The organism is Halorubrum sp. AJ67, assembly GCF_000513435.1.
In genome coordinates, this window is record NZ_CBVY010000013.1 from 44,992 (window position 1) to 68,392 (window position 23,401).

At 54.8% G+C, this 23,401-nt stretch carries 19 protein-coding genes and 2 pseudogenes; 10 read left to right on the forward strand and 11 right to left on the reverse strand.

What is annotated here, in order from left to right; all coding sequences use genetic code 11:
* Nucleotides 1–466: 466 nt before the first annotated feature.
* The gene (locus BN903_RS11075; RefSeq protein ID WP_048077779.1) at nt 467–1,633 is read left to right on the forward strand and encodes an ISH3 family transposase; all 1,167 of its coding nucleotides are present in this window, start codon (nt 467–469) and stop codon (nt 1,631–1,633) included.
* Between the two features lie 408 nt (nt 1,634–2,041).
* Nucleotides 2,042–2,680, forward strand: a complete 639-nt coding sequence (locus BN903_RS11080) for an IS6 family transposase (RefSeq protein ID WP_079890645.1) — start codon at nt 2,042–2,044, stop codon at nt 2,678–2,680.
* Here the strand turns inward: BN903_RS11080 and BN903_RS11085 are convergent.
* Entirely contained in the window at nt 2,677–3,012 is a 336-nt protein-coding gene (locus tag BN903_RS11085; protein WP_228841089.1) for a hypothetical protein, read from the reverse strand. The two genes, BN903_RS11080 and BN903_RS11085, sit on opposite strands and share 4 nt — an antisense overlap.
* Nucleotides 3,013–3,130: 118 nt before the next feature.
* Between BN903_RS11085 and BN903_RS11090 the strand changes: the two are divergent.
* Nucleotides 3,131–3,992 (forward strand): annotated as a pseudogene (locus tag BN903_RS11090) (transposase).
* Between the two features lie 19 nt (nt 3,993–4,011).
* On the opposite strand, the gene BN903_RS11095 reads toward BN903_RS11090, so the two are convergent.
* Nucleotides 4,012–4,800, reverse strand: coding sequence for a DICT sensory domain-containing protein (locus BN903_RS11095; RefSeq protein WP_048077780.1), 789 nt, complete (start codon nt 4,798–4,800; stop codon nt 4,012–4,014).
* A gap of 253 nt (nt 4,801–5,053) precedes the next feature.
* On the opposite strand from BN903_RS11095, the gene BN903_RS11100 reads away from it, so the two are divergent.
* Together BN903_RS11100 and BN903_RS11105 are read left to right on the forward strand one after the other, a co-directional pair.
* Nucleotides 5,054–6,172: a HAMP domain-containing sensor histidine kinase gene (locus BN903_RS11100; protein ID WP_048077781.1), complete on the forward strand. Its 1,119-nt coding sequence runs from the start codon at nt 5,054–5,056 to the stop codon at nt 6,170–6,172.
* A gap of 96 nt (nt 6,173–6,268) precedes the next feature.
* Nucleotides 6,269–7,153, forward strand: a complete 885-nt coding sequence (locus tag BN903_RS11105; RefSeq protein ID WP_048077125.1) for an IS1595 family transposase — start codon at nt 6,269–6,271, stop codon at nt 7,151–7,153.
* A 1,893-nt stretch (nt 7,154–9,046) separates the two neighbouring features.
* Here the strand turns inward: BN903_RS11105 and BN903_RS11110 are convergent.
* Nucleotides 9,047–10,321 (reverse strand): IS4 family transposase, encoded by a 1,275-nt coding sequence (locus tag BN903_RS11110; protein WP_048077782.1) that lies wholly within the window; start codon nt 10,319–10,321, stop codon nt 9,047–9,049.
* A gap of 2,026 nt (nt 10,322–12,347) precedes the next feature.
* On the opposite strand from BN903_RS11110, the gene BN903_RS18125 reads away from it, so the two are divergent.
* The 5 genes from BN903_RS18125 to BN903_RS11135 all read left to right on the forward strand — a co-directional run bounded on the left by BN903_RS18125 (nt 12,348) and on the right by BN903_RS11135 (nt 15,828).
* Entirely contained in the window at nt 12,348–12,566 is a 219-nt protein-coding gene (locus tag BN903_RS18125; RefSeq protein WP_228841090.1) for a hypothetical protein, read from the forward strand.
* 656 nt (nt 12,567–13,222) lie between these two features.
* Nucleotides 13,223–13,609 carry a hypothetical protein gene (locus BN903_RS11120; RefSeq protein ID WP_228841091.1) on the forward strand — a complete coding sequence of 129 codons (387 nt, stop codon included), beginning with the start codon at nt 13,223–13,225 and terminating at the stop codon, nt 13,607–13,609.
* Nucleotides 13,606–14,295 carry a hypothetical protein gene (locus BN903_RS15960; RefSeq protein WP_079890646.1) on the forward strand — a complete coding sequence of 230 codons (690 nt, stop codon included), beginning with the start codon at nt 13,606–13,608 and terminating at the stop codon, nt 14,293–14,295. The genes BN903_RS11120 and BN903_RS15960 overlap by 4 nt, the downstream gene beginning before the upstream one ends.
* On the forward strand, nt 14,292–15,341 hold the full coding sequence (locus BN903_RS17520) for a hypothetical protein (protein WP_195155787.1): 1,050 nt from the start codon (nt 14,292–14,294) through the stop codon (nt 15,339–15,341). The genes BN903_RS15960 and BN903_RS17520 overlap by 4 nt, the downstream gene beginning before the upstream one ends.
* A 118-nt stretch (nt 15,342–15,459) precedes the next feature.
* Entirely contained in the window at nt 15,460–15,828 is a 369-nt protein-coding gene (locus BN903_RS11135; protein WP_048077786.1) for a helix-turn-helix domain-containing protein, read from the forward strand.
* A 1,391-nt stretch (nt 15,829–17,219) separates the two neighbouring features.
* Here the strand turns inward: BN903_RS11135 and BN903_RS17525 are convergent.
* The 8 genes and pseudogenes from BN903_RS17525 to BN903_RS11170 all read right to left on the reverse strand — a co-directional run bounded on the left by BN903_RS17525 (nt 17,220) and on the right by BN903_RS11170 (nt 23,100).
* Nucleotides 17,220–17,513, reverse strand: coding sequence for a hypothetical protein (locus tag BN903_RS17525; protein ID WP_048077787.1), 294 nt, complete (start codon nt 17,511–17,513; stop codon nt 17,220–17,222).
* Nucleotides 17,514–17,696: 183 nt separating this feature from the next.
* Nucleotides 17,697–18,041: pseudogene (locus BN903_RS15975) on the reverse strand (phage integrase SAM-like domain-containing protein); the annotation flags it as partial.
* A 23-nt stretch (nt 18,042–18,064) separates the two neighbouring features.
* A complete protein-coding gene (locus BN903_RS11145; RefSeq protein WP_195155788.1) occupies nt 18,065–18,574 on the reverse strand; it encodes a DNA-binding protein in 510 nt (169 codons plus the stop codon).
* Nucleotides 18,567–19,262 carry a nucleotidyltransferase domain-containing protein gene (locus BN903_RS11150; protein WP_048077788.1) on the reverse strand — a complete coding sequence of 232 codons (696 nt, stop codon included), beginning with the start codon at nt 19,260–19,262 and terminating at the stop codon, nt 18,567–18,569. Before BN903_RS11150 ends, BN903_RS11145 begins: the two co-directional genes overlap by 8 nt.
* Before the next feature lie 100 nt (nt 19,263–19,362).
* The gene (locus BN903_RS11155; RefSeq protein ID WP_048077789.1) at nt 19,363–19,944 is read right to left on the reverse strand and encodes a hypothetical protein; all 582 of its coding nucleotides are present in this window, start codon (nt 19,942–19,944) and stop codon (nt 19,363–19,365) included.
* A 132-nt stretch (nt 19,945–20,076) separates the two neighbouring features.
* Entirely contained in the window at nt 20,077–20,478 is a 402-nt protein-coding gene (locus BN903_RS11160; RefSeq protein ID WP_048077790.1) for a hypothetical protein, read from the reverse strand.
* Nucleotides 20,471–21,409: a ParA family protein gene (locus BN903_RS11165; protein WP_079890651.1), complete on the reverse strand. Its 939-nt coding sequence runs from the start codon at nt 21,407–21,409 to the stop codon at nt 20,471–20,473. Before BN903_RS11165 ends, BN903_RS11160 begins: the two co-directional genes overlap by 8 nt.
* Nucleotides 21,410–21,798: 389 nt before the next feature.
* Nucleotides 21,799–23,100 (reverse strand): hypothetical protein, encoded by a 1,302-nt coding sequence (locus tag BN903_RS11170; protein WP_048077791.1) that lies wholly within the window; start codon nt 23,098–23,100, stop codon nt 21,799–21,801.
* Nucleotides 23,101–23,401 lie beyond the last annotated feature (301 nt).

The following is a 23,401-nucleotide window of genomic DNA, read 5'->3' on the forward strand; positions in this document are numbered from 1 at the left end:
ACTCCTCCGAGAACCGCAGCCGCTGGCGCTGTGACGCCAGGTAGGAGCGAAATAGTAGACATATCCACATCCTCCTGCGTGGTATCTCATCCACGCAGATCGCCGCTCGATGGCGACTCGCTCCCCTTGTGTCAGGGGGCTGAATTTACGAAGCGCCGGAAACGGCTAAACCGTTTCGGACCCGGGCGTAAGTGAAGAAAAACCGCTATATTGGGACGTCATCCGCCCGAATCGCATCGATGTCCTCCTCGGAGAGGAACTCGCGATACGGCCGAGTGCGAGTCCCGTCCAGCTGCTGGAGTTCGCGCTTGTGGTTCGCCTTGGCGTGGAATTTGAAGCACTTCGGCGTGGGACTCGACGTCGCCCTGGACGTCCTCGCCGCACTCCAGACAGGTGAACACGCAGTCGTCGGTCATGCTCAGTACTTCACAAAGCCGCTTAGTTAGAACGTCTGCTTGCTGAAGGTGTGTCTAAAACCAAGCAAGCAGACGGTGAGATCCACGAGGACCAGCTTCTTAACTTTCTCGTCAACCGCCTTGACGAGGAAGTTCCGCTCTCCTTAGCCAATAACGCTGAAATCACTGCTGAAGACATCTATGAGGTCCTCGTCGGCGCTTGCGCCGACGGGAGCTCCGTCTCTACGCTCTGTGCGTCGAGCCAGAACACGCCTGCTACGAACACGATCCTCTACCATCTCCGGACGAAGTTCGAGCCGGAACGGCTCGAACGAGTCGCTAACACGCTCCTCCGGAAAGATCTCGATGAACTACTCCCCGAGCAGGTGGAGGTCTGCGCAGACCTCCACCTACGGCCCTACTACGGTGACAAAGACGACACAGACGGCCTCTATCACTCAGTAGCGAAGCGTAGAACCACCGCATTCCACGCCTACGCCACACTCTACGCGCGTGTAGAGAACAAACGCTACACGCTGGCGGTACGCCGTCTTCGAGACGGCGATACCGCCAGCAGCGTCCTTGCTGAGTTTTTCGGTGTCCTTGACGGCCTTGACACCGTGGTCAAGGCCGTCTACCTCGACCGCGGATTCTACGACAGCAAGTGCCTCACGCTGCTTCAAGCGCACGACTACGCGTACGTGATCCCGATCATCCGGTGGGGAGAGACGATTCAGCAAGAGCTCTCGGAAGGGTGGAGCCGTGTCATTCAGCACGATCTGACAGGGAAACTCGACAGTCCAGCTGTGACCGTCGAGTTTCCCGTCTATATCGACTGTACGTACCTAAACGGGAAGTATGACGAGAACGGCGTGGCGCGTCACGGCTACGCCGCTGACGCGCCGTTCATCGACTCACCACGAGACGCTCGATACCACTACTCGAAACGCTTCGGTATCGAGTCGAGCTATCGATTATCCGAGCAAGCGATAGCGACGACAACAACACGAGATCCAACGATACGGCTGCTGTACGTCGTGGTGAGTCTCCTCTTACAGAACGTCTGGCGATACCTTCACTACGAATATGTGGCGACGCCGCGCCGAGGCGGGCGTCGCCTCTGGTGGTGGCCGTACAAGGAGTTCATCAATATGATTCGACGAGCTGCGTGGACGGCCCTTGCGGTGCGTCGGGCCGTCCCCGCGAATCGGCCACCTGACGACCGATTCCACCGCTAACCACCGACCGAGCAAGCCAGCGGAGTGAGTGGCGACGCTTTGTGAGATACTGAGTCTTTCCTGTACTGTCACGAGGGTGTCATAGAACAGTTCACATACCCGCTGTATAGCGATCTCTATCAAGAACAGCTTCAGGATTCTGGCGCTATTTTTCGAACTCAAATAGACAAACGCTCTCTCATGCCACCCATGACAATCGTTCTATGACACCCTCCATCTTCAGCAAAAACTGGGCCAAGATAATCTGCGTCATCAACGAGGAATTCGACACCATCGAGCTGGTAGCGTCGGTGAAGCTCGGTGAGAAACCACCGTGTCATCTGTTTCGTTGCGGTCGGATAGAAGCTTAAATGGAGGATTTCGGGTCGCGTAAAGTTAGAGAATGAGGCGGACGAGTTCTGAGTGCTTATGGCAGAATTCGACCGCCTCAGCGAACGTATCACGTGGATCGACTTGTCGTTTGTGGAGCGAGATCGAACTCCACGCTGGGCGATTGAAGTAGGGATCCGCTGTCACTTGGCTGGTATGTCACTACGTGAGGTAAGTAAGCATCTTGAGCTGTTTGGGATCAGGCGGAGTCACGTCGCTGTCCATAACTGGGTTCATAAAGCCGATCTACAGCCGATATCGACCATCTCCGAGGATCAACTCGCGGTCGACGAAAAGATGATCCGCCTCCACGGCCAGAAGTTCTGGCTGTACGGCGCGGTTGATCCACAGACGAACGAAATCCTTCACGTGAGCCTCTATCCGACCGCAAATAAACAGACGACGCGATGGTTTCTCACCGAGCTTCACCAGCGTTATCAGCTCGATGGTGTCGAATTTCTCGTCGATGACGCCGATTATCTCGGCCCAGTTCTTGCTGAAGATGGCTATCGGTTTCGGGTGATTCGTCATGGAAATCGGAACGCTATCGAACGTGTCTTTTGGGAAATAGAACGACGAACATCATCGTTCGCAAATAGTTTCAGTCATGTCGCGCTAGAGACTACTCAAAATTGGCTCGAAGCCTTCGCCGTCTACCACAATTCACGACAAACTTAACGCGAAGGGATTTCGTTGGTATACGGATCAACCGCCCCGTACAGCCAGAACTTCTGACCGTGGAGGCGGATCATCTTTTCGTCAACCGCGAGCTGATCCGCGGAGACTGTCGAGATCGGCTGTAGATCGGCCTTATGAACCCAGTTATGAACAGCGACATGAGTCCGATTAATCCCAAAAATTTCGAGGAATTTACTTACCTCGCGTAGCGACATACCGGCCAAGTGACAGCGGATTCCTACTTCAATCGCCCAGCGCGGAGTTCGATCTCGCTCCACAAACGACAAGTCGATCCACGTGGTACGTTCGCTGAGGCGGTCGAAATCTGTCATAGACACTCAGAACTCGTCCGCCTCATCCTCTAACTTTGCGCGACCCAAAGAGCAGGGTGAACGCTGAGGTGGTATGAGCCCAGCGACCCTGTAAGATCACCCTTCGGTAGACTCGTTCATCAATGTCGTGGAGACCGAGACGTTAGCGTTGTTTGAGCACCTCTCCTTCGAGTTTCTCGAAGAATTCGACGTGTTCGTCCCGGCGGAGACGGGGCGAACACGAGACCACGAACCACCAGAGTTGATGCGTGGCTTCCTCCACTGCTACTACAAGGACATCTACGGCATTCGTCCTGTTGAGCGAGAGCTGCGGAACACGGTTGTCTGGCTGAGCTGTGGCTTCGATCGACCGCCGTTAAGAGACGCGGTCGATCGCTTCCTCACTAACCTCGAACACGTCGTTAACGAGGTATTCGACCGGCTCGTCGAGCAGGCCGCCGCCCGCGGCCTGCCCGACTTGACCTATTGCATTGATTCAACCGACGTGAGGGCGATGCCCGCTGATCAAGACGCCTCGAAGTGCTACGATCCAACCGAGGACGAGTACTACTACGGCTGTACAATCGTCTCGACCGCCCAAAAGATCCCGATTGCAGCCGAGTTCACCGAGAGCAAACAAGCGCCAGAGGAGACGGCGATGCGCGTCACGTGTGACGCGCTCGTCGTCAAGCACCCAATTTGGATGGTCGGTGACATCGCCTACGATACGCTCGATATCGAGTACAGGTCGAAGACCGCATCGAGGAACACAGCGAAGACGTTCACCCGAAGCAATCGATGCTGGACGAGACGTACAATCGCCGTACGGGAGTTGAACGAACTAACGAATCAGTGAAGGACTGCGGCCTCGGGCGAACGCACGCCGAAGCCGCGTTCATGCACGAGCGCAGGTGTTCCTTGCGCTGTGGCTTCGTCTCGTCGTCGCAATCACCAACTACGAACGAGGAGACAATCCGGGAAGCACCGTGATCACAGTGTGAGAAGAGTTCTATGACTCCCTCACACGTTCTCTGTAAGATAGGTTTCGATCTGAGTGACAAGCTCTGGTCGGAACGTCCAAAAGCCATTCCAGACGTTCGGCTCGGCTTCAAGCGCAACGAGCGCGGCATAGTCGCTAGTCGCACTGCCTGCTGGGGGTGTGAACACGACAAACCACGAGTTCTTGTACACGTAGGTGTCTCCCGTGTGGACGGTGACTGGCGGTGTTTTTGACGGTTCAATATCACAGACGCCGTAGATGTGGATGTCAACGTCCTGCTTGCTGAGGGTGTCGTACACCTCGTAGGTTCCTTTCTCATCGTAGAGTCGAGATAGTCGTTGGAATGAGGCGCGAAGTGTCCCGCCACCTGTTTCAGAAGCAATTCGTTCAATCACTCGTGAGATAACGATCAACAGGAGTTTCTCGTTGTGTGATTCTGGATACCCTCTGACTCGGAACGGAACCTCATCAAGTCCTTTGAGTACGTCTGGTAGGACAACGTCACCAAGATCGATTGCACCTGTTTTGTACAGGTCTGAATTGATCAGTAGGACTGATTCAAGCAGTTCATTAACGCTTGACCGAGCAAGTACATTGCCGTTTTCGACTAAGGCGACGACACGTGTGTCGGCCTCGCCGCGAATAGAGTCTGTATCTTCAGCATCGAGCTGAGTGAGTGAGACGAGCTGGTCTTCAACTAATGAGTTAAGCATGTTCCGGACCGGTTCTGGCGAGGACTGGTCGAGAACAACTAAGTTCCGGTCCGGGTTTTCAATTTCAGCGAAGAAATCGCGTATCGAGTCAACCATAGGTACATATGCCATTACTCAAGATGAAAAAGGTGTTTACGACTTCAGATGCTACGCTAGTGGCTCGTGGTGACAACAGCTTGGAAGGTGTCATAGAACGGTTGCCCCACACTTGTGTTGCTCCTTGGGAATCGCTCAAGACAGAGTACATATCACTCACTCTCAGATCAAACGATCTTCGAATTTATATTTACTCTTGGATTCTATCATATGAAAAAATAGACATAAGTTCCTCTGTGAGATTTCTTAGGTGATGGGCCGGACCAACAATGGTGACATCAGATACGAGCAAGTAGTTTCTAAGCTGCATGATGTCGCTAGTGAACTCGCGAAGAGAGATTCTCGCGAGGAGATTTGCCAGCAGATCATTGATTCTGCAGAAACTCTTTTAGATTTCGACCTCTCAGTTGTTGCGCTTGAGGAAGACGGGCAATTACATCCAAAATTTGTCTCTTCGGGCTTAGAACCTGACGAATTCGATGCGATGTCCATTGACGAAGGGATTGCGGGGAAAACATACCGAACAGGTGAGTCGTACCTTATCGAGGACATAACTGAATGGGAGGAAGCGAATCCACAAGGGTCGTGGATTTCCGCAATCAGTCTCCCGATCGGTGAGTTCGGAAATTTCCAAGCGGTCAGTAAAGAGGCCGATGCATTCAATGAACAGGATTTACAGCTGGCAGAACTGCTCATTACGCACGCATCACACCATCTCGATCGGGTAGCGAACAAAGAGGAATTGGAGCAACAGAACGATCGTCTGGAGGAGTTCGCTAGTGTCGTTTCTCATGACCTCCGAAATCCGCTGAGTGTTGCCACCGGACGATTAGAGTTAGCCAAAGACGAGTGCGATAGCGAGCATCTTGACGGTATCGCTCGCGCACACGACCGGATGGAACGTTTAATTGATGATCTCCTTACTCTGGCACGCACCGGAAACAGAGTCAGTAACATTGAACCAGTTGATCTGGCGACCCTTACTGCGAACTGCTGGGAGAACGTATCTACTTCCGAGGCAACACTCAATACGGAGATTAACCGGCAGATTCAAGCAGATCAGAGTCGGCTCAAGCAACTCCTTGAAAATCTCATGCGGAACGCGGTTGAACACGGTGGGGACAACGTGACGATTACAGTCGGAGAAGTAGACGGTGGGTTCTATGTCGAGGACAATGGGCCGGGGATTCCTGATGAGGAACAAGAGGTAGTATTTGAGATGGGTTACTCCACCACCGAAGGCGGGACTGGATTCGGGCTGAATATCGTTAAACAGATCGCGCAAGCCCACGGCTGGGACATCCATGTGATCGACGGGTCTACGGGAGGAGCACGGTTCGAGATTACCGGTGTCGAGTTCGCTGCTGAATAGATCCTCCGCTCTTCTGTAGGAGATTGTTGATACTGCTGAGCTGTAGCTGCCGAGTCGAAGAGGACAAGGACACCGCGTCAGCGGTGTCCGACACGGATAATTCCGCTAGATGTGTTTGGGTCGGAATCGGTCGCAGCGGACCTGCTCCAACAGGTTCGCTGGCGTGACGGTGTTTCCTGTCCTCGCTGCCGTTCTGACCGAACGGTCAGAAACGGCAGCTATGGACACTTTCAACGGTATCTCTGTAAGGATTGCGACCGCACGTTCAACGATAAGACCGGCACGATCTTCGCTCATTCGAAGATTGCGCTCCGCAAATGGTTGTTCTCGATCTACGCGTTTTTGCGGTTTAACACGAGTCTCAGACAGTTACAGTGCGAAATCGAGGTCACCTACAAAACGATCCACAGGCGTGTCGAGCGCTTCACCGAAGCGCTCGACGCGCCGTCACTCGATCTCCGTGGCCCGGTTGAAATTGACGAGTTCTACGTCTCTGCCGGCCTAAAAGGCCGCGAGCGCGACCGCTGGTCGCGCTCTCGTGGCCTCTCTCGACGCGGGCGCGGGACGTATGAACAGGACAAACCGCCGGTGTTCGTCCTCGTGGATCGCGGCACCGAGCGGCGGTACATCGTGCCGGCGAAATCTGCAGACGAATCGACGATTCGGCTCCTGCTGGCTGACCGCCAGCAGGAGCCTCTCACCGTCTATACCGACGGATTTCGCGCGTACGATCCGCTTGAGGAAGACGAGAGCTTCGACCGGGAATACGTCGTTCACGGAGACGGTGAGTACGCCGCCGACACGGTCCACGTGAACACGTGCGAGAGCCACGCGTCGCTGGCGCGACGGTGGCTCTCGCCGCATCGAGGCATCTCAAAAGACCGTCTCACACAGTATTTCCGAGCGTTCCAACTCAGACGAGAACTCTACCGCAAACCCGGACGAGAAGCGCTCAAACATGCCGTCAAAGCCACTCTCTGAAATCAACAATGTGCTACACAAGAGCGGACGCAAAAATGACTCATGAATGGAGCGCGACCCCCCGACCCTGAATACAACACTAACACACGAATAGAGTACAACCCCTCCACGAAGTATTCGGAGCAAGCCACACCAATACTGATTCTCTAGCTCTCAACCATCGAACGCCAGCTGGTGCCGGCACCCTCACACCCTACAGCTTCCAAGTCAGCCTACCTCCTTTCACGATAGCCACCAGCTCGATCTCCCCACTACTTTGTGCTTCCTACCATATTTAGTACAGTTTTCACAGCCTAACCAACCATATAAATACCAGACGGCACCGCGACTACGGCATTCCATATATAGTCTCGTAAATACCATACGGCACCAGTATTGCGGGGATACGTATTAACTACCAAATCCCAATCGCACGACCAGCCGAAAATTTCCTATTTACAATATGGCAGTACGATACGGCTTTTTTGTATATAGTGCTGTAAATACCAGACGACACCGGTATTCGGCAGGTACATATTAACCATCAAAGCAGGAGGTGCGAAACACAAACTACCACGATAAATACCAGACGGCGGCATGATACAGCCTTCTTGTATATAGCACCGTAAATACCAGACGGCACCGCTATTCAGGTATTCTGTATATATCCGATAATCCCGATCCAAATTCTCCAGTAATACTAGACAGCGTGGCGATTGGCACCACCCTCTATTAATTTATGTATTCTATCTATCTATTCCTATAAATACTAGATGGCAGCGGGATTTGGGGGGTTCGTATATAGAACAGCACACCTGATAGCAGCTACACAAGTTCAGCCATACAACTAGAAAGCTTTAGAGATGCTATAAATAAATTTCTAGTTGTCACACATGTTCAGCCGAATTCACACAATTAGGGTTCAGGGGAGATGAAGTTCAGTAGATAGTCGCGTAGCGAACGATTCGGGACGGAGCCGAGAAACAGATCTGGAGAAACAGGGAACGAATGTCGCGGCGAGGCGAAGACTATCAGAATACTGATATTGGGTGGAACCCTCAGCGAGTGGCGCAGGAGATGGGAGTCGAGAGAGGATATAGAGCAGCCACCAGAGGTAGATGATGGACAGACATCAGTGACCGGAGTGTACCGACGAAACGCACCCACTGATCCACGGAGACACAACGAACGACCAGCGGACGCGCTCGATGACCAGCCAGTTGAAAACCGACTAGCTGAGAACAGCCCCGGCGAGGACCACCGACACTTCGAGCAGCGACCGACACCGACGACGGACACTAAAACACCACACCGAGATCGGAGCTACACTGAGAACGAACGACGACCCGCCTCGACGAGACTAGACTAGCACCAACAGTAGACGACGAACCACCTCAGCGAGACCGGACCAGTATCGACGACGAATGACGAACCACCTCGGCGAGATCAGCACCGAGGACGAAGGACGACCCACCCTAGCGAGACTGGACTACCATCGAAACCCTCAAAATCAGACTCGTATTTGCGAGAGCAACATCATCGAGTCCGTATTTTGACCCAGCAAAATGCGAGCAGTATGTCGATTCCTCTTCAGCGACTTCTGACCCAGAATAGAGCGCGCCCTCCGACTCCCGAAGCGAAACTAACTCAAAATAGAGCGAGGCGCTTCAAACACAGAATCCGGTATAGATACACTAGTACTGGCCCTATACTCTCAGCCGCCAAAACGCCAGATAGTGCCAGCATTCTCATGCCCTACCACTTCCAAATACGCCAACCTCATTCACAATGACTACCATCTCAATAGCCCCACTCCTCAGCAGAATATACCAATTTGAGTATGATTTTTCGGGGGTCGTCGCGCTACTAATTACTGTATGGAAGCGGGATAGGAAGGGTCCCATCCGTCTTCAGTTAAGCCTCACACCTCGGTTGTGTAGCGGTAGCGAGTGTCTCTTGTAAGATCGGTCGCTGCTTGTGGATCTTTTGAGCGTCTTCTATCAGCCGTTCGAGCAGCGGCGGTGGTGAGTAGCCGAGGTACTCACCGAGTTCGTGGAGAATAAGCTGGGCGTGCGACCGGAAGGTCGCCGCCCAGCGCTCTGTCGGAAAGACGAGTTCATCATCCGCCCGCTCAGTGACGAGATCCAACAGATCACGGCTTACAAGCAGCGACAGCAGTGCTGCGTACAATAAGATCCTCACCACGTGTTCGTCACTTGTGTCGAACTCGTCCAGTTCGTACTGAGTCTTCAGCTCGCGGAACAACAACTCAACTTCCCACCGACAGCGGTAGATCTCCGCTAAATCCGCCGGAAAGAACTCCTTCCTCGCTAAATTCGTCACATACAGGTGATAGTCGTCGGCGTCCTCGTCGCGGACGCCGACGACGCGAAATCGCTTCGTATCCAGCGACCGTGTCCCGTTATACGGCCCTCGTTTGAACTCTACTTCGACCTCTACATCGATGTACTTCCGGTCGAGATCGTCGAGAACGGCGCGGAGCTGCTTGCCCTCTAAGCGAATGGCGCGGCTGCGCCATTCCCGTAATTCTGCCGTAATCACCGGATTTGCGTTCTGCTTCAGCCGACTCACGAAGTAGCCGTCGTTCTCGTCGATCAGCGCAAACCGGCGGTACTTGAAATAGGCGAGATCGAACAACACGAGGCGGTTCTCAAGCCACGGTCCTGTTTTGAACAGGGTGCTGTCGTGCGTTTTCTCGTTAGCAGTATCGAGCCGTTCAATCGTCTGCTCTGTGGCATTGTGGAGCAGGTGGAGCTTCGCTCCAGCCTGCTCCTCGTGGCGAGCTTCGAACTGATCGGAGAGAAATTCGTGTAACCGCAACACCGTTCCATCAGCGATCATCACATCTCTAAATCGGTTAATATCAGCGTCAACAGCGTTAGGAACAGCGACCTCGTCGAGACCGCGCTCGACGAGGTCACGGAGGTACTCCGCAAGCATCGGAGTCAACCGCTGATAGAATCCGCTCGGAGAGATCGTCTCATCGGCAGTAGAGTTGTAACAGCGTCTGAACCCGGCGAGTGTTCGGCTTTCGCCTGCGGCGAAGCCGAACACGAATGTCCAGACGAAGGCAGGGATCTGGAGCTTGCGGTCGCGTTCGACCACGCCGAGTTCCTCGGCGTGTTCTTCAAGAAATTTAGAGGGAAACAGTGTAGTGAGCCGACGCATAATTCGAGACGAGGAGTCGTTGTTGTGCACAGACACGGCTTCCTCATTCCTTCCGAAAGGTGCCTCAATAAGCTGCCGCTGTCACGCGGTTTCTCGCTTAACTAAAGACGGATGGGAAGGGTCCATAATTAGTTCACTAATTACCAGACGGCAGCAAGATATAGGATACTTGTAATAACCAACAGCGAGGAGTTGACTTGGAAAGGCAAAATAGTATAATTACCAGATAGCAGCGGAATAAGAGGGGTTCATAATTAGTTCACTAATTACCAGATAGCAATGCGATATAGGGGTTCTATGATAACTACTAGAACTCGACTGACCTCCTTACTACATCCAGTCTCATTACCAGATGGCGGCAGGATTGCGAGTATCTATAATTAGATTGCTAATTACCGTACGGCAGCCGATTCAGATAGATTCGTAATAAGCGGCCAAATTATCTTTCCAGTTCCTATAATTACCGGACGGTATCTGATTTGAGGGCTTATATAATAATATACATATAATATTTTATAATATGGCTAATTACCAGATAGTGGCGGGATTCGGGGGGTCCGTAATTAGTCTAACACCTCCGAAATCAACTACACACGTTCAGCTATACGATGAGAAAGCTTTAGAGGTACTATGAGAAAACCTTTGGTTGTCACACATGTTCAGCCGAATTCACACAATTAGGGTTCAGGGGAGATGAAGTTCAGTAGATAGTCGCGTAGCGAACGATTCGGGACGGAGCCGAGAAACAACCCCGGAGAAAGAGAGGGCGGACGGAGCAGCGAGGCGAAGACTATCAGAATACTGACAGTGGATGGAACCCTCGGAGAGCGGCGCAGAAGATGGGTGTTGAGGGGACGATAGACCCACCTCCAGAAGCAGGTGCGAGACAGACAGTGACGGGGGGAGACACACCACCGGCGGACAACGCCAGCAAAGAGAGACCACCGACGAGACGCACCAGCAGATCCGCGGGGGGCACCACCGACCGACTAACGAACGCGATCGACAACCAGCCCAGCTGGGGATCGACTGACTGAGAACAGCGCCGGCGAAGACCACCGACATATCGAACAGCGATCGACAACGACGACGGACACCGAAGCACCCCAGCGAGATCAGCAGAGCACTGAGAACGAATACCGAACCGCCTCAGCGAGAACAGACCAGTACCGACGGCGGAGGGCGACCACCGAAACGAGACTGGACCAGTATCGACGATGAACGACGAGCCCAGACCAGCGGCGACGGCGACCCCAAGAGACACCTGTTGCGACGCGACACCCGAGACTGAACCAGCGGCGGCGGGCGGCGGCGACAACACCTGCGAATCACCGTCGCGATGCGAGAGTGGGGGTGCGGGTGCGTCGACGACGTCGAGTGTTGCGGGCGCGATGCGAGAGTGGGGCTGGGGGGTATCGACGACGACACCGACACCACCAACTGCGGGAGCAACGACGCGACAGGACTACCACCGACAGCGACGTCGACGATGACCGAATCTCGAACCGACGAGCGCGAGCGAACAGCGAGGCCAGCCGAGACCTCAAACAGCGAACCGATGGCACAACCAACAACGACCGGACCAGTAGACGCGGGAGACAGCAATCAGCAGAGCAGAAGACGAGAGACGAGGGAGAGAGGTGGGGGTGTAGACTGACGAGGGATTATCGCTCTCGGGTTATCGTCGGCGATTCGTTCGGGGCGGAGCCAGTGAGCGTGTTCGGGGCGAAGCCAGATGGGGGCGCGGCAGCGGGGAGTAGCCGGGGCCGGTAGATACCAATTCGATATCTACTTGGCGGAATTAAGCCAATCACTCAAAAGCAGTCGAATCAACATAGGCACGAAGATCAGCTCATACATCGACGAGGGCCTAGATGAGATTATTCAGGCTATCTCCAAATACCATGACATCCCTCAGTGTTGAGCAGTTGTACTGCCTCTCCGCGAAGGGGTCCAAGCACACGAGATGCGATACCGGTACGAGCAGAGGGACTCGAAACTTGATCATCTCATCGACAATCTTGGTGTGAGTTCGACAACATTAGAGGTCGTCGAACGATTTGAGACGGCTAGCGAACGATCGTTGCCTGCCGGCGTCGCTGGTGTGGAGTTAACCGACAGTCTGCTTCCGCACTTTCAGAGCGTAGGGCATCATCCAGACCGATCGGACGAGGAGTCTGCTGTACAAAAGGAAGTCCTTGGTGAACGAGATGCGGTTGAGGAGACAGAAAGAAATGATGACTGATCGACTCGTCGCTGGCGAGGTCTGTCGGGCACGGTGAGTTATTCTCACCGCAGTCGTCCATCTCGGTGCCAACATCAACGAAGTGACAGCGGAGAGAGTCGGCGTCAGCCCTGCCATCATAGATGTCGTTAATTTTAGACTCATAGTCTATGAGAAGTATGTTTTTAGCTACCGGTGGGAGCGGAGTGTGATTTAACAGGAGATTAAGACTACAGACTGATTCGAGCGGTACAGCCACTCAAAAACGAGAATACAGTAGACGCGGTTTGTGACACGAATATAAAAGTCACAATCGTCCGTCTAGCGGAATAGCACGATCCGAGAGAACTCCCCCGGCGCTCGGACGCCGGAGGAATCGTGCTGCCAGACCAATGACAGCAGGCCAAAGTACCCGGGTCAGGAGTCATAACTCTGTCTCTCAGAGCGCCACTCCACAAACTGACCCACTGACACACAGCATCGTACAAACCGCCCACCAGCGTGACGAAGCAGCTAGTAGCGCAGATATCCACACTATCGGCAGTCAACTTCGCGAGTCAACCCGAGAGTCGCAGCCATGCCGACAGGACAATCTCGATGAGTACCTAGCTAAGTACGGCTCGTCAAAGAGACGGCAATCACACCGGCAGACGATCCCACCCGCGGAGGCGAGCTGAATGACAAACACAGCTGACGAGACGGCATCGCTCGCTATCCCAATGGATCCCGATGTCGCGTTCAATGCGATCGGAAATAGTCGCCGGCGTCGCGTCGTCTTATCCGTATCACGCGCTTCCAAGGCAGTCTCTACTGATGAGCTCGCAATCGAGATCGCGGCCATCGAAAACGCAATTGACCCCAGCAAGGTCGGGAGCGACGAACGCACGTCGGTCTATATCGCGCTGACCCAACAGCATCTCGAGACCCTCGATGAAGTCGGTGCAGTCGACTATGATGACCGATCCAAGACAGTAACCGCGACAGACGCAACTGAACCACTCGCCGAGTACATCCGCCGCCTCCAGACAGCCTGCTACAAGCCAGATTCTGAGGAGACCGCATGACTGATACACAAGCCCGCGCTCTCGAGACGCTTCGAGACATCGACATCCGCCTCCATCGACTGTTTGAGGCGGTTGACGAAGCCGATGAAACAACAGCCACACCGGCAGACCCTCTCACCACATTACGGCGAGCACGGTCACAGATCGATGCTGCGCTGTTCGAACACCAACGTCGAACGGATGACCGTACACTCCCCGACAATGGGTCATGTGTCCTCCAGTGGGACCCACCTTGTACTCCACCGCGACGGCTTATCCTCGACCCAGACAACGACAGCAACACTTGGACCCGCCGTGAACTCGAGTGGACCGGTGAAAGCTGGCGTATCTGTGGTCGCGACAGTGTCACCGACGTTGCGATCAGCGCACCAGCGGAACCACAATATCCGAATCCCATCGACCCGCCGACAATCGAGACACAGCTCGAATGGATTCGTGAGACGTGGACCCATCCGGATCCAGATGTCCTCGTCTTCGACCCAACGGCGACAATTGAACAAGGTGTGCTTGGGGCCGTCGACGGCGAACTGCGGTACCGGGAAGCCGACAGCCCCCAGTGGGTCACCGTCACCGACGAAGCAGCACTCTCCCACCATCTCCAAGAACAGGGTCAGCCAACCGTCCAACCACTCTCAGAAACCTCACTGACTCGCCAGCACTTCACCCCCAGCCCGCTTACACGATGATCCCGGACAAATCTCACCTCCCAGACGGGTACGCAGATCACCTGCGCTCGCTCACGGAGAGACTCACGTCACTCCGTGAAACACTCGAAAGCGACCACACGCTCACAACTGACCAGCGGATGTTCGCCCGCCGCCTCATGCATCTAACCAGCCAGCCGATCACGGAGGCCGAACGGATACTCCCTGACCCAGATTGTGATGATGACTCGACCGACGACAGTGTACTAGATTCTGCCGACGACTACGCGAATGCGCTCGCTCACGTCGAAGAACAGTTATGCTGGCTAATCCGCTCACTGCGGGCTGCGCTGGTAGACGCCAACTATGACGAAGCACCCGCTGAGAAGTTCACAACAGCGCTTGAGCACGCTACAGCGCTACGCGACATTCTTCCCACGGTGCCAACAGAAAGTCCAGTACTGGCCACTCAAGCGGATATCAACCCTAGCGAAATCGACCCACATGTCGGGGGTCGTGGTGACAGTGATGGGCGGTGGCTCGAGTATCAACTCGATCGGGCACTCAACCGCTGGGGATACGGGGCGGCAAGACGCCAACACATCTTCAGTCTCGAGGTTGACGTTGTCGCTCGGCGACGAACGAAACAGCAGGAACCCAGCGACTGGATCGTCGCTCAGTGTAAAGACTGGACGACGGATCCAATCACACCGCGTGTCCTCTTTCGGCTCTGTACGGTAGCGTTTGCCTGTCGTGCGATGCCAGTCCTCTGTCACACAACCGAGCTCACTCCGCGAGCCGAAAAACTCGCACGCGAACTCGAAGTACGGGTACTCACACTCAAGGATCTAGAGCGTGCAGAACTCCCTGCCCCGCATGTAGCGAAGCCAACTACGGCACTTAACAAGTGGGGGCCGCAGTATCAAGCTCGAGAGGATCGTGGTTCATTCCCACTAATGTTCCGTGGGGAGCCAGGGAAACGCTTCAGCTACGTCCCAGGGTTTGCCCCCGTTGGAAACGGTGCCGATTACGAGCCAATCGAGGGCGACCAGGATGACGATGATACCCATCCTGCTGCTGGTCATTAACCCCAGTGAGATAGTGTGTTGACGTACAGAGAGTAGTGAGACGCTACGCTTCTTATTTCGTGTGGAACAACGGCTCTGCGAAACCCGTAATATCATCTTCTGAGAAGTCGTAACAAGGATGCCAGTTCCCGTCGACGAACTCACGGCTGATGAGCCGTTTCCGGTTAAGCCAGAATCAAACGAGTACAAGGCCCTTAGCTTCCTTGTTACACACTACGAGTACGGATTCACGCCACGTGAAATCGTAGCTCGAACAGCCCTCGACAAGACAACTGCGTCAAACGTGATGGCTCGACTCTTTGAAACTGGCCTCGTCAAGCGAGTAGACGATGTGTATCATATTGAGCCACGTCAAGTCGATGAACTAAAATATCGGCTTGAGTCGCTTGATTCCGCTGTCCGCCTGTTTGAGGCGACACCCAACGACGACAGCTACGCCGAAGAGGGCTGGGAACAAGAAGTTCCAAGCATCGATCCAGATGGGTGAATAGAGATATCTGGTGAGGGGGGTCAAGAAATAGTAATAGTGTGAGCAGAAGTTCTCATTGTAGGAGTCGGGGTTCTTGCTCAGAGAGATATTACACGATACTGATATGGGGTCAAAACGGGGGGTCTTACACACACACCCCTTTTGCGAAATGTTTCGGATGTTCAGGGGTGGGGGAGGGTCAGCGAGCAGAAGCCGTGAAACCGCAGAAAACATGGATTTAGAGCGGTAGATTGTCTAAGGCACCCGTTTTCTAATTAACCGTTTCTAACGGAAACGCTTAATAAGAAAGCGTTTGAACAGAATCTTCACCGCAGTTAATGTAGGTGTCGACGAGGGATCGAGGACGACACCTACTCCGCAGACAATACCGCCAGCTTATCTCTTGTTTTCTACCTCGATAGAGGTTCTTCGTGTGATTTCCAGCGTTGATCGTTGGACTCACCGGCGCACACCCACCCGGCAAATACATCCCGAACATTTCGCAAAAGGGGTGTGTGTGTGATTCATTTCGAGATAGCGAGAAAAACGGTCATCACCCTACCAAGAGGAACCGTCTAAATCACATAGTGAGATCTTCGTCTGAGTCGATACACGATGAACCCGTAGTGGTGGCGGGGCGGTACTGGTTAGTTAGTTGGGGCGCTCTGGGCTGTGTCGTTTGTATCTCCCAAGGGAACGCTCTTGTGGCGTAGATTGTTGGTGGCGAGCTGTCTTGCGGTTTTACAAACTCGGCTCTTTTGAGCTTCCCCTCCAGAACGGTCGTGAACATAGCTGAACCTTGGCTTCTTGGAACCCACCTGAGCTAACGAGCCCTCACAACAATCCTCTACCCAAGAGCGCCCAAGGGAAAGTGCGGTAAGAAAGAGATGGGCGCATTAGTCACTCCAGAAATCGGTAATACTGATGTGGTTAGCGGCCGTTCCCCTCTCAAAGCTAAGTATCGGATGCCTACCGACAGACCGTCGTCTCGACATCTGACTACCGCCACCCGACGACCGGGAAAATTGCGGTGACTGGTCGCGAGAGACGCACGCCTGAACGGACGGCTCGCGAAGCACTCAATATGTATCTCGCACAGGCGATCACGCGGTGTGAGTCGCCCGTCGTCCGCGCGCATCTCGAGGCAGCCCGCGAACAGTGTCGCAACCTCCCGCCGACGCCACTCGTGGAGTGTCCCGTCTGTGGAGCGACTGGGCTCCCGGAACGGATTGCCGTCCATGACTGCCCAGCGGTCGCTCGCGACTGCTAAGGTCGTCTTCTCTCTTTTTATACCGTATCTCGGAATTTCCCTATCAGCATTGCTCGGAGTTATGTGGAACTACAGACGGATTTTGTTAACCAACATAGGAGACCAATATGCTCTACCTGTTGGTTAAGACTCTTCGCTCTTATGTAGAACTGTGGAAAGTCGATCTGACATGAACCGGACCTGCTCTCTTCTGGCGATTTAACTGCTCACTCAGTTTCACAGCGTGAAGTAAACATACGCAGACGACCGATTTCCGCGTTTCTACATAAGAGCGAGACTCTTTGCGCTCCCACCAGTCGTCGACGGTCTGTTCCTCGACGTTGACGCTGAAGCTGATGCCGCAACTACAGTGGACGCCGATCTTGTTCGCGGTCGTCGTCATGTGCTCCTTCGAGACCCCGCACCCCGGACAGTTGACGGCGAACGTGGGCATACAGAAGGTTGGTGGCCGCAGCGGAAATACGATATAGTCCTAGGTTTCTGGATAGTCTGATATATTCCCCATATCAGGTACAAGAGCAGAGTTCTACATAACCTACAGATATCTGGTATAAACCTCTCTATTTTGCTAAATATCCGTTGTGAGAGAAGAAGTCGTGAACGTTTCGTGTCGTTCGCAACTTACCCACCACGCAGAGATATAGCGGTAATAGGTTTGTACAGTATTCTGTTTGAGCCCCCGATCGCCGGCGAGGTGCCGGGCATACTCTCGGAAGACACGTTTATCGAGGTCTTTGAAGGTGGGCTCTCGGTCGATGTCGTCGAGGACGATCTCGGTCCAGTCGTCGTCGCCGCCCTCACCGGCGGCCCATTCAGTGAATCGCCCGAGTTTGCGGGCTGCGTTGCGTCGATAGTTTTCGCCGTCGACACCGCGACCTTTCCCTCTGTCCTAGAGGTACCGCTCGAACGAGTCGGAGAGGGAGGGCACTGGTGTTCGTTCTGTGGATGTAGTCTGGTCCATAGTGCTCTCTTGAGGTATCCAGGTCAGTCACACAGACAGACGCCACCTTCCCGAATCTGGCTCACTGCGAACTGATGAACTGCGCTGGCCAGGTCGGTCATTGCTTCCGCCTGTTCTTCAGTTGGACGTCCGCCGCCGTAATAACTCTCTGTGCGGTTCTCGCTGTAGAGGTCCTTCATTGCCTCTGCTGTCTCCCGCTCAAACAGCCCGATCTGGTGAGCACGCTCGTAGCTGAATTGGTGGTCTTGAAAGTCCTGAAGCGTATCGTTCGTCATCGCGAGCGTGTACGCCTCGATCGACCGTTCGATAGCGCCGAAGCAGACCTCGATGACGGCCGTGTAGTACCCGTCCTGTGACTGGAGGGTGTCAACAACCTCGAGGAGGCGACAGGCTTTCGTCAGTTGAGTCTTCCAATCTTCGTCGGCACTAATCCCGTCCTCGAACGCTGCCCGACCGCGTCCGACCATCTCGAAGGCATCCTGTGCGCGGTTGAGTGCTGTGAGTACAGCGTCCGGGTCGGAACCGTTACTCATCGGCGGCTCCTTCCTCCAAGAGGAGGTTTTCGACGGTTTCGAAGTCACTCGTCTTGTAGACCGGAATTCCTGACACGACGATCTCTCGGATGTCCTTAGTGTAGGACGGAATCGCTTGGACAGCCTCGACGTCGATATCGTAGGCGTATCGGTTCCCATCGAACTCCGTTTCTTCAAGATCACGGGCAATGGCGTTCGCTTCGCGTTGGCTTTCAGCTCGCCCAGAACGGGTTAGCACCCAGAGATCGATATCACTCCGTCGGTCAGCCTCGCCCCGAGCCACACTCCCATACAGGATGATGCCAACGACATCGTTGATGTTCTCACGAAGCTCGGTAACCGCAGCTTTGACCGGTTGGTGATACTCTGACTGGGAAATTCGGAGAATCGGATCGTCTGGAATCGACAGGCGCTGTCTGTTGATCTGGACAAGTCGCTGGTTGCTTTCAGGAGAGTCGACGACTAGGTCGTTCGCGCTGAGAACGTTTACTGCCCGTCGGACGGACTGATGTGAGTGATCGATCTGTGTCGCGAGTTCTCGCAGTGAGAAGTCACTGAATCGGTGATTCGTTAAAAAGAGGAGGATGTCGCTCGTCGCTTTGTGTTTGAATAACGCTGGATCTGAAGGTGGTATTGAAAGCGAAATGGTCCCCCCAGGCGAATTCTGGCTGTTCGTCTCACGGTTCATATGCCGTCTCACGGACCACTACTATAAAAACATTATATGTGAATCGGGATTCACATAAACATTCATCTGCCAGCAGCGGACGTGCGGAGAACGAGGTCCGTCACCTCAGGGACTCACCACATTCAGTCGCTGGGGCCAGAAAGTCCCACTCACGGATGACAAAACCCACAATTTCGATTCGCTGCCGGAGCTGTTCCCACTCACGTGCGATCCCTCGGCGACGATTCTCTTCGGTGACGTCGAGTCTCTGGTCGGCAATCGTCCCGCGAAGCTGGTTCGGCGATTCGACATCGAACTCGGCCTCCCATCTTCGGATCTGAGCGTTCATCTCAGTGAGCCGTTCGATGAGGTCTTCGACGGTATGGCCGCTGTCCCGGAGGCGTACGGCCTCGTTGAGCGCTTGACGACGATAATCGGGGAAGTATGTCGTGTGGGCTCCGGTGTCGTCACGGTGGAGGACACCGTTGTCGACGAGACGTTCGAGGGCACGCTTAGTTGGCTCGTGTGACCAGTCCGTTTCGGAGGCAATCCAATTTGCTGTCCGCGGCTCTGAAATCTGCCGGGCGATCATTCGTACCCGGTCTTCACCCGTGGGTTGGCGTTCCATCGGGCCCTCGGGACTCGATTCACCTCCGGTCATACACCACCGTTCGTGCGGTGTCGTAATATAGGTCATAGACATCTGGTCTATCACGAAGGCTGTACCCGCAGAACACGCAGGCTCGGCTGAGCCCAGCCTACGAGCGGGAGATTCAGGGACTCTGGGACTGCTATTAAGGTATTGTGGAATAGTTTCCTATTTTAGAATAGTACACTATTCATCAGATTCTAAAGAAGCGGATTCGCGGGCTTGTCCGAACCGTTCCGCCACTTCGTCGACGAGGTCTTCCTCCACGACAGTTCGGAGGAGCGCGTCTGTCATCTCTCGAACGACGATGTTCTGGTAGCCCTGCTGGTTGATCTCGCGTTCCAATTCGTACTTCAGCCAAGAATCGAAGTCCTCGATCGTAGTCTCACGGGCATAGAAGGGGCGCTGTTTGGCAGCCTCGTAGCTGAACGCAGTATCGGTTATCGGATCCCGCGGCTCCACTGAGTCTTGAGTAGAGGTATCTTCCGTCCTCTCCGGTTCGGACGCCTCATCCGTGTCCTGTGGTTCGTCGTCCGGTTCATCTTCAAGCGTCTCTCCGAGGTCGGCAAACGGATCGTCCTCAGTCATGCCGAACCACCTTCCCGGTCTTGACGATGTGCGCCAACTCATCGAAACACTTCAGCTGGTCACAGTCGGGATCGTAATCTAGCAGTGGTTTGCGCTCACCGTAGGCCTTCGTGATGCTGGTACGGTCCCGGATCCCTGGTGAGGGTTTGAGATCGCCGGCGTCGACGGCCTCCCAGTCCGTGATCCGCGCGAAGTTCGGGATGCGGTCCTGAAGGTTATCGTGCGAGTTGAGGCGTTCGAGGAGCTGCCGATCCTGGGTCTGCTGGTCGATACGACCGCTCAGCATATTCGGGACGAGCGCCAGCACGTCAACGTCCATGTGTTGACGGAGCGGGGAAATCTGCCGCTCAATAGTTCTCTCAAGGCCGGCTATCGCCTCGTTTCCAGGTGCGAGGGGAAGGACTAAATTTGCCGTCGCGACCAGCGCGTTGTCCGTAAGTCGGGACCGGTACGCCGGTGAATCTGTGACGATGTAATCATAGGTGTTCCCGAGAAGTGGGTCGACGACTTCTCGCTTGAGCAGCCCAGAGGGCTGGAAGACATCACCGACAACAATCTCCCGCTCAACCTGTTCGAGGTCCTCGCTGGAGGGGAGAATATCAAACTCGTAGCCGGTATCATAGACGACAGAGGTTGGATCAGCATCGTCGAAGAAGACATCACCAATAGTCTCCTCCGTGTTGTGATATTCGTCGTCATAGCCTAATCCGACGGATGCGTGACCGTTTGGGTCAAGATCAATGAGGAGAACGTCATGATCTTGAGCGGCCAGCTGTCGGGCGAGGTTGACTGCGATTGTTGATTTACCAACGCCCCCTTTCAGCATGCAAACCGACACTGCGCGAGAATTCCCGTCGGTCTGTACCGATCTATATGGGCTATTTGGGCTACTTGTACTATCTATACTATTCTGGCTATCTGAGTCACTCATGCTATTCAACAGAATATCCCCCTCACGACTTAACTCTGTGGTGAATAGCTTGAATAGCATGCTATTCCACTTTAACATAAATATTTTAGAATAGTAATCTATTCTGAAATAGGGGAAACCGATGAGGAGAGCGTAGGACCAGGAAATGAGCCCTAATGTCGACCGAAGCTCAGATTTGACAGCAATCAGCAACTGAAAGACCACTCAAACGGGTTCTCACCAACAAGAGTCACGACTACCAGGATGAATGACCCGTCGCTACAGAAGTCGTCGATATCGAGGAACTTGACGCCACCCTCGACGAACGACTGGACGAATAGTATCCGTGTCAGCGCAACGGTTCCTATCTATGGAGTGTCATATTACTTGTCGTTGACCTCGACAGGGCTCTACTGGTCACTAACTCGCTGGTCCGTCTGTGAAAATGCCTCGGTCGCCATATCGGCGCGTTCAGCCGCTTCGATGTGCTGGTACGCCTCGCGGACCTGCTCCTCGCTGTTGTCGAGATACCGCGCGGCCGCGGCGTAGCCGAACTGTCGAACGAGGACCTCACCAACGCCCCGTCGCCCGCCGTGGAGTTCGAGGTAATCGCCATCGAGCGAGAGGTCAAGCTCGTCGCGACGCTCGACGAGTGCGTCGTGGGTCCAGAGCCGCTCCATAATCGATCGCGCGCCGTCCGTGGTGAGCGGCTTCGGCGCGTTGAGGTCGTGCTCGGCGGCGACGATCAGGTCGGGAGCGCCCGCTCGGACGCGCTCGATCGCGTCGTCGTCGAGACCAGTGTCAGCAAGCCCCTCGGTAACATGATTCGCGAGCGACGGCCGGTGGAGGGTCGTGAACACCGGCCACGACTCCGGTACCTCCAGCACCTCGGCGTACCGTTTCAGCGGCGCAATGACGGGCTCGGGGAGCGATGCCTCCTTCCACTCGCGACTCTTTCGGAACACGGTGACGCTGCTGTCCGCGAACGACACGTCACGCCAGCGGATGCCATTGCGGCCCTCTCGGTCCTCCTTCGGCGCGGAGAGGAACTCTGACCCGCGCAGGCCGGTGTAAGCGACGACGTACACGAGCGCCTGTTCACGACACCGCTGGTACGCTGTGAATCGGGCTTTCTGCTTGGCCTGCCACGTCTCGCTTTCGGGGTCGCCCCGGTCGGCGTGAGAGACCTCGATCGCACCGAGCGCGTCGAACGCCTCGGAGACGCGTCGGTCGACGAACTGCGTGATCACGTCGCGGTGGATCGGCTCCCACGCCTGCTGGTCACCTGGACGTCGACCGTTGTTCTCGGGGAGCGGGTCTTCGGCGTCCGACTCGCGAGCGTAGTGCCGCGGGAGGTAGCCCTGCGCATGTGCCCACCCGCACCACGACGCGACGTGTGCGTAGTAGGTGAGCACGGTCCCGGCGGCGTACCCCGCGGTCGAGAGATACCGCGCGTAGTCCGAGAAGACCGTCGTGTCGAGGTTGACGAACCGGACGGTGTCGCCGTCGACGACGCCGGCCCACGACTCCGGCGGCGTTGCATTCGCGGAGTCAGACGTCTTCCCGAGACACCAGCGTCTGAATCGATGGAGCTCGCGCTCAGCGTCGGTTCGGTACGCGCCGTCCTCGCCGGCGTCGCCTTTCCCCTTGTCGGTGAGGTACTTCCTGAACGTGTCCTCGATCGGCGTTTCGACGGAGCGGCGACCTGTCATTGAGCCCTCGGAGTGTGGGGGTTGTACTGTCGGATCACCGCTCCAGAAGCGTCGATCCGGCCGGAGCGTGTGTTGGAGGAAGTGTCGGCCATAGTTCTGAATCTGCTTCGTTTGGGGCCACGGGTGGGGGTGACTAAGAGTTTACTCTGTCTTACTCAGCTAAGACAAAGTAAGTTATCTCCCGTGATTTGTTTGGTGTTAAGTGTAGATCGGCCAAATTCCGGTAAGAGAGTGGTTTTACACCGATTGGTAGCTAGAGTATATTGTATATCGCTATACAAAATTTTTGCGGGTTCGATCA

What these genes read in the sequence shown, in the direction of transcription:
- BN903_RS11080 (WP_079890645.1), top strand. Translation starts at nt 2,042, where the DNA reads ATGGCAGAATTCGACCGCCTCAGCGAACGTATCACGTGGATCGACTTG.
- BN903_RS11085 (WP_228841089.1), bottom strand. Translation starts at nt 3,012, where the DNA reads ATGACAGATTTCGACCGCCTCAGCGAACGTACCACGTGGATCGACTTG.
- BN903_RS11095 (WP_048077780.1), bottom strand. Translation starts at nt 4,800, where the DNA reads ATGGTTGACTCGATACGCGATTTCTTCGCTGAAATTGAAAACCCGGAC.
- BN903_RS11100 (WP_048077781.1), top strand. Translation starts at nt 5,054, where the DNA reads ATGGGCCGGACCAACAATGGTGACATCAGATACGAGCAAGTAGTTTCT.
- BN903_RS11110 (WP_048077782.1), bottom strand. Translation starts at nt 10,321, where the DNA reads ATGCGTCGGCTCACTACACTGTTTCCCTCTAAATTTCTTGAAGAACAC.
- BN903_RS11120 (WP_228841091.1), top strand. Translation starts at nt 13,223, where the DNA reads ATGACAAACACAGCTGACGAGACGGCATCGCTCGCTATCCCAATGGAT.
- BN903_RS15960 (WP_079890646.1), top strand. Translation starts at nt 13,606, where the DNA reads ATGACTGATACACAAGCCCGCGCTCTCGAGACGCTTCGAGACATCGAC.
- BN903_RS17520 (WP_195155787.1), top strand. Translation starts at nt 14,292, where the DNA reads ATGATCCCGGACAAATCTCACCTCCCAGACGGGTACGCAGATCACCTG.
- BN903_RS11135 (WP_048077786.1), top strand. Translation starts at nt 15,460, where the DNA reads ATGCCAGTTCCCGTCGACGAACTCACGGCTGATGAGCCGTTTCCGGTT.
- BN903_RS17525 (WP_048077787.1), bottom strand. Translation starts at nt 17,513, where the DNA reads ATGCCCACGTTCGCCGTCAACTGTCCGGGGTGCGGGGTCTCGAAGGAG.
- BN903_RS11145 (WP_195155788.1), bottom strand. Translation starts at nt 18,574, where the DNA reads ATGAGTAACGGTTCCGACCCGGACGCTGTACTCACAGCACTCAACCGC.
- BN903_RS11150 (WP_048077788.1), bottom strand. Translation starts at nt 19,262, where the DNA reads ATGAACCGTGAGACGAACAGCCAGAATTCGCCTGGGGGGACCATTTCG.
- BN903_RS11155 (WP_048077789.1), bottom strand. Translation starts at nt 19,944, where the DNA reads ATGTCTATGACCTATATTACGACACCGCACGAACGGTGGTGTATGACC.
- BN903_RS11160 (WP_048077790.1), bottom strand. Translation starts at nt 20,478, where the DNA reads ATGACTGAGGACGATCCGTTTGCCGACCTCGGAGAGACGCTTGAAGAT.
- BN903_RS11165 (WP_079890651.1), bottom strand. Translation starts at nt 21,409, where the DNA reads ATGAGTGACTCAGATAGCCAGAATAGTATAGATAGTACAAGTAGCCCA.
- BN903_RS11170 (WP_048077791.1), bottom strand. Translation starts at nt 23,100, where the DNA reads ATGACAGGTCGCCGCTCCGTCGAAACGCCGATCGAGGACACGTTCAGG.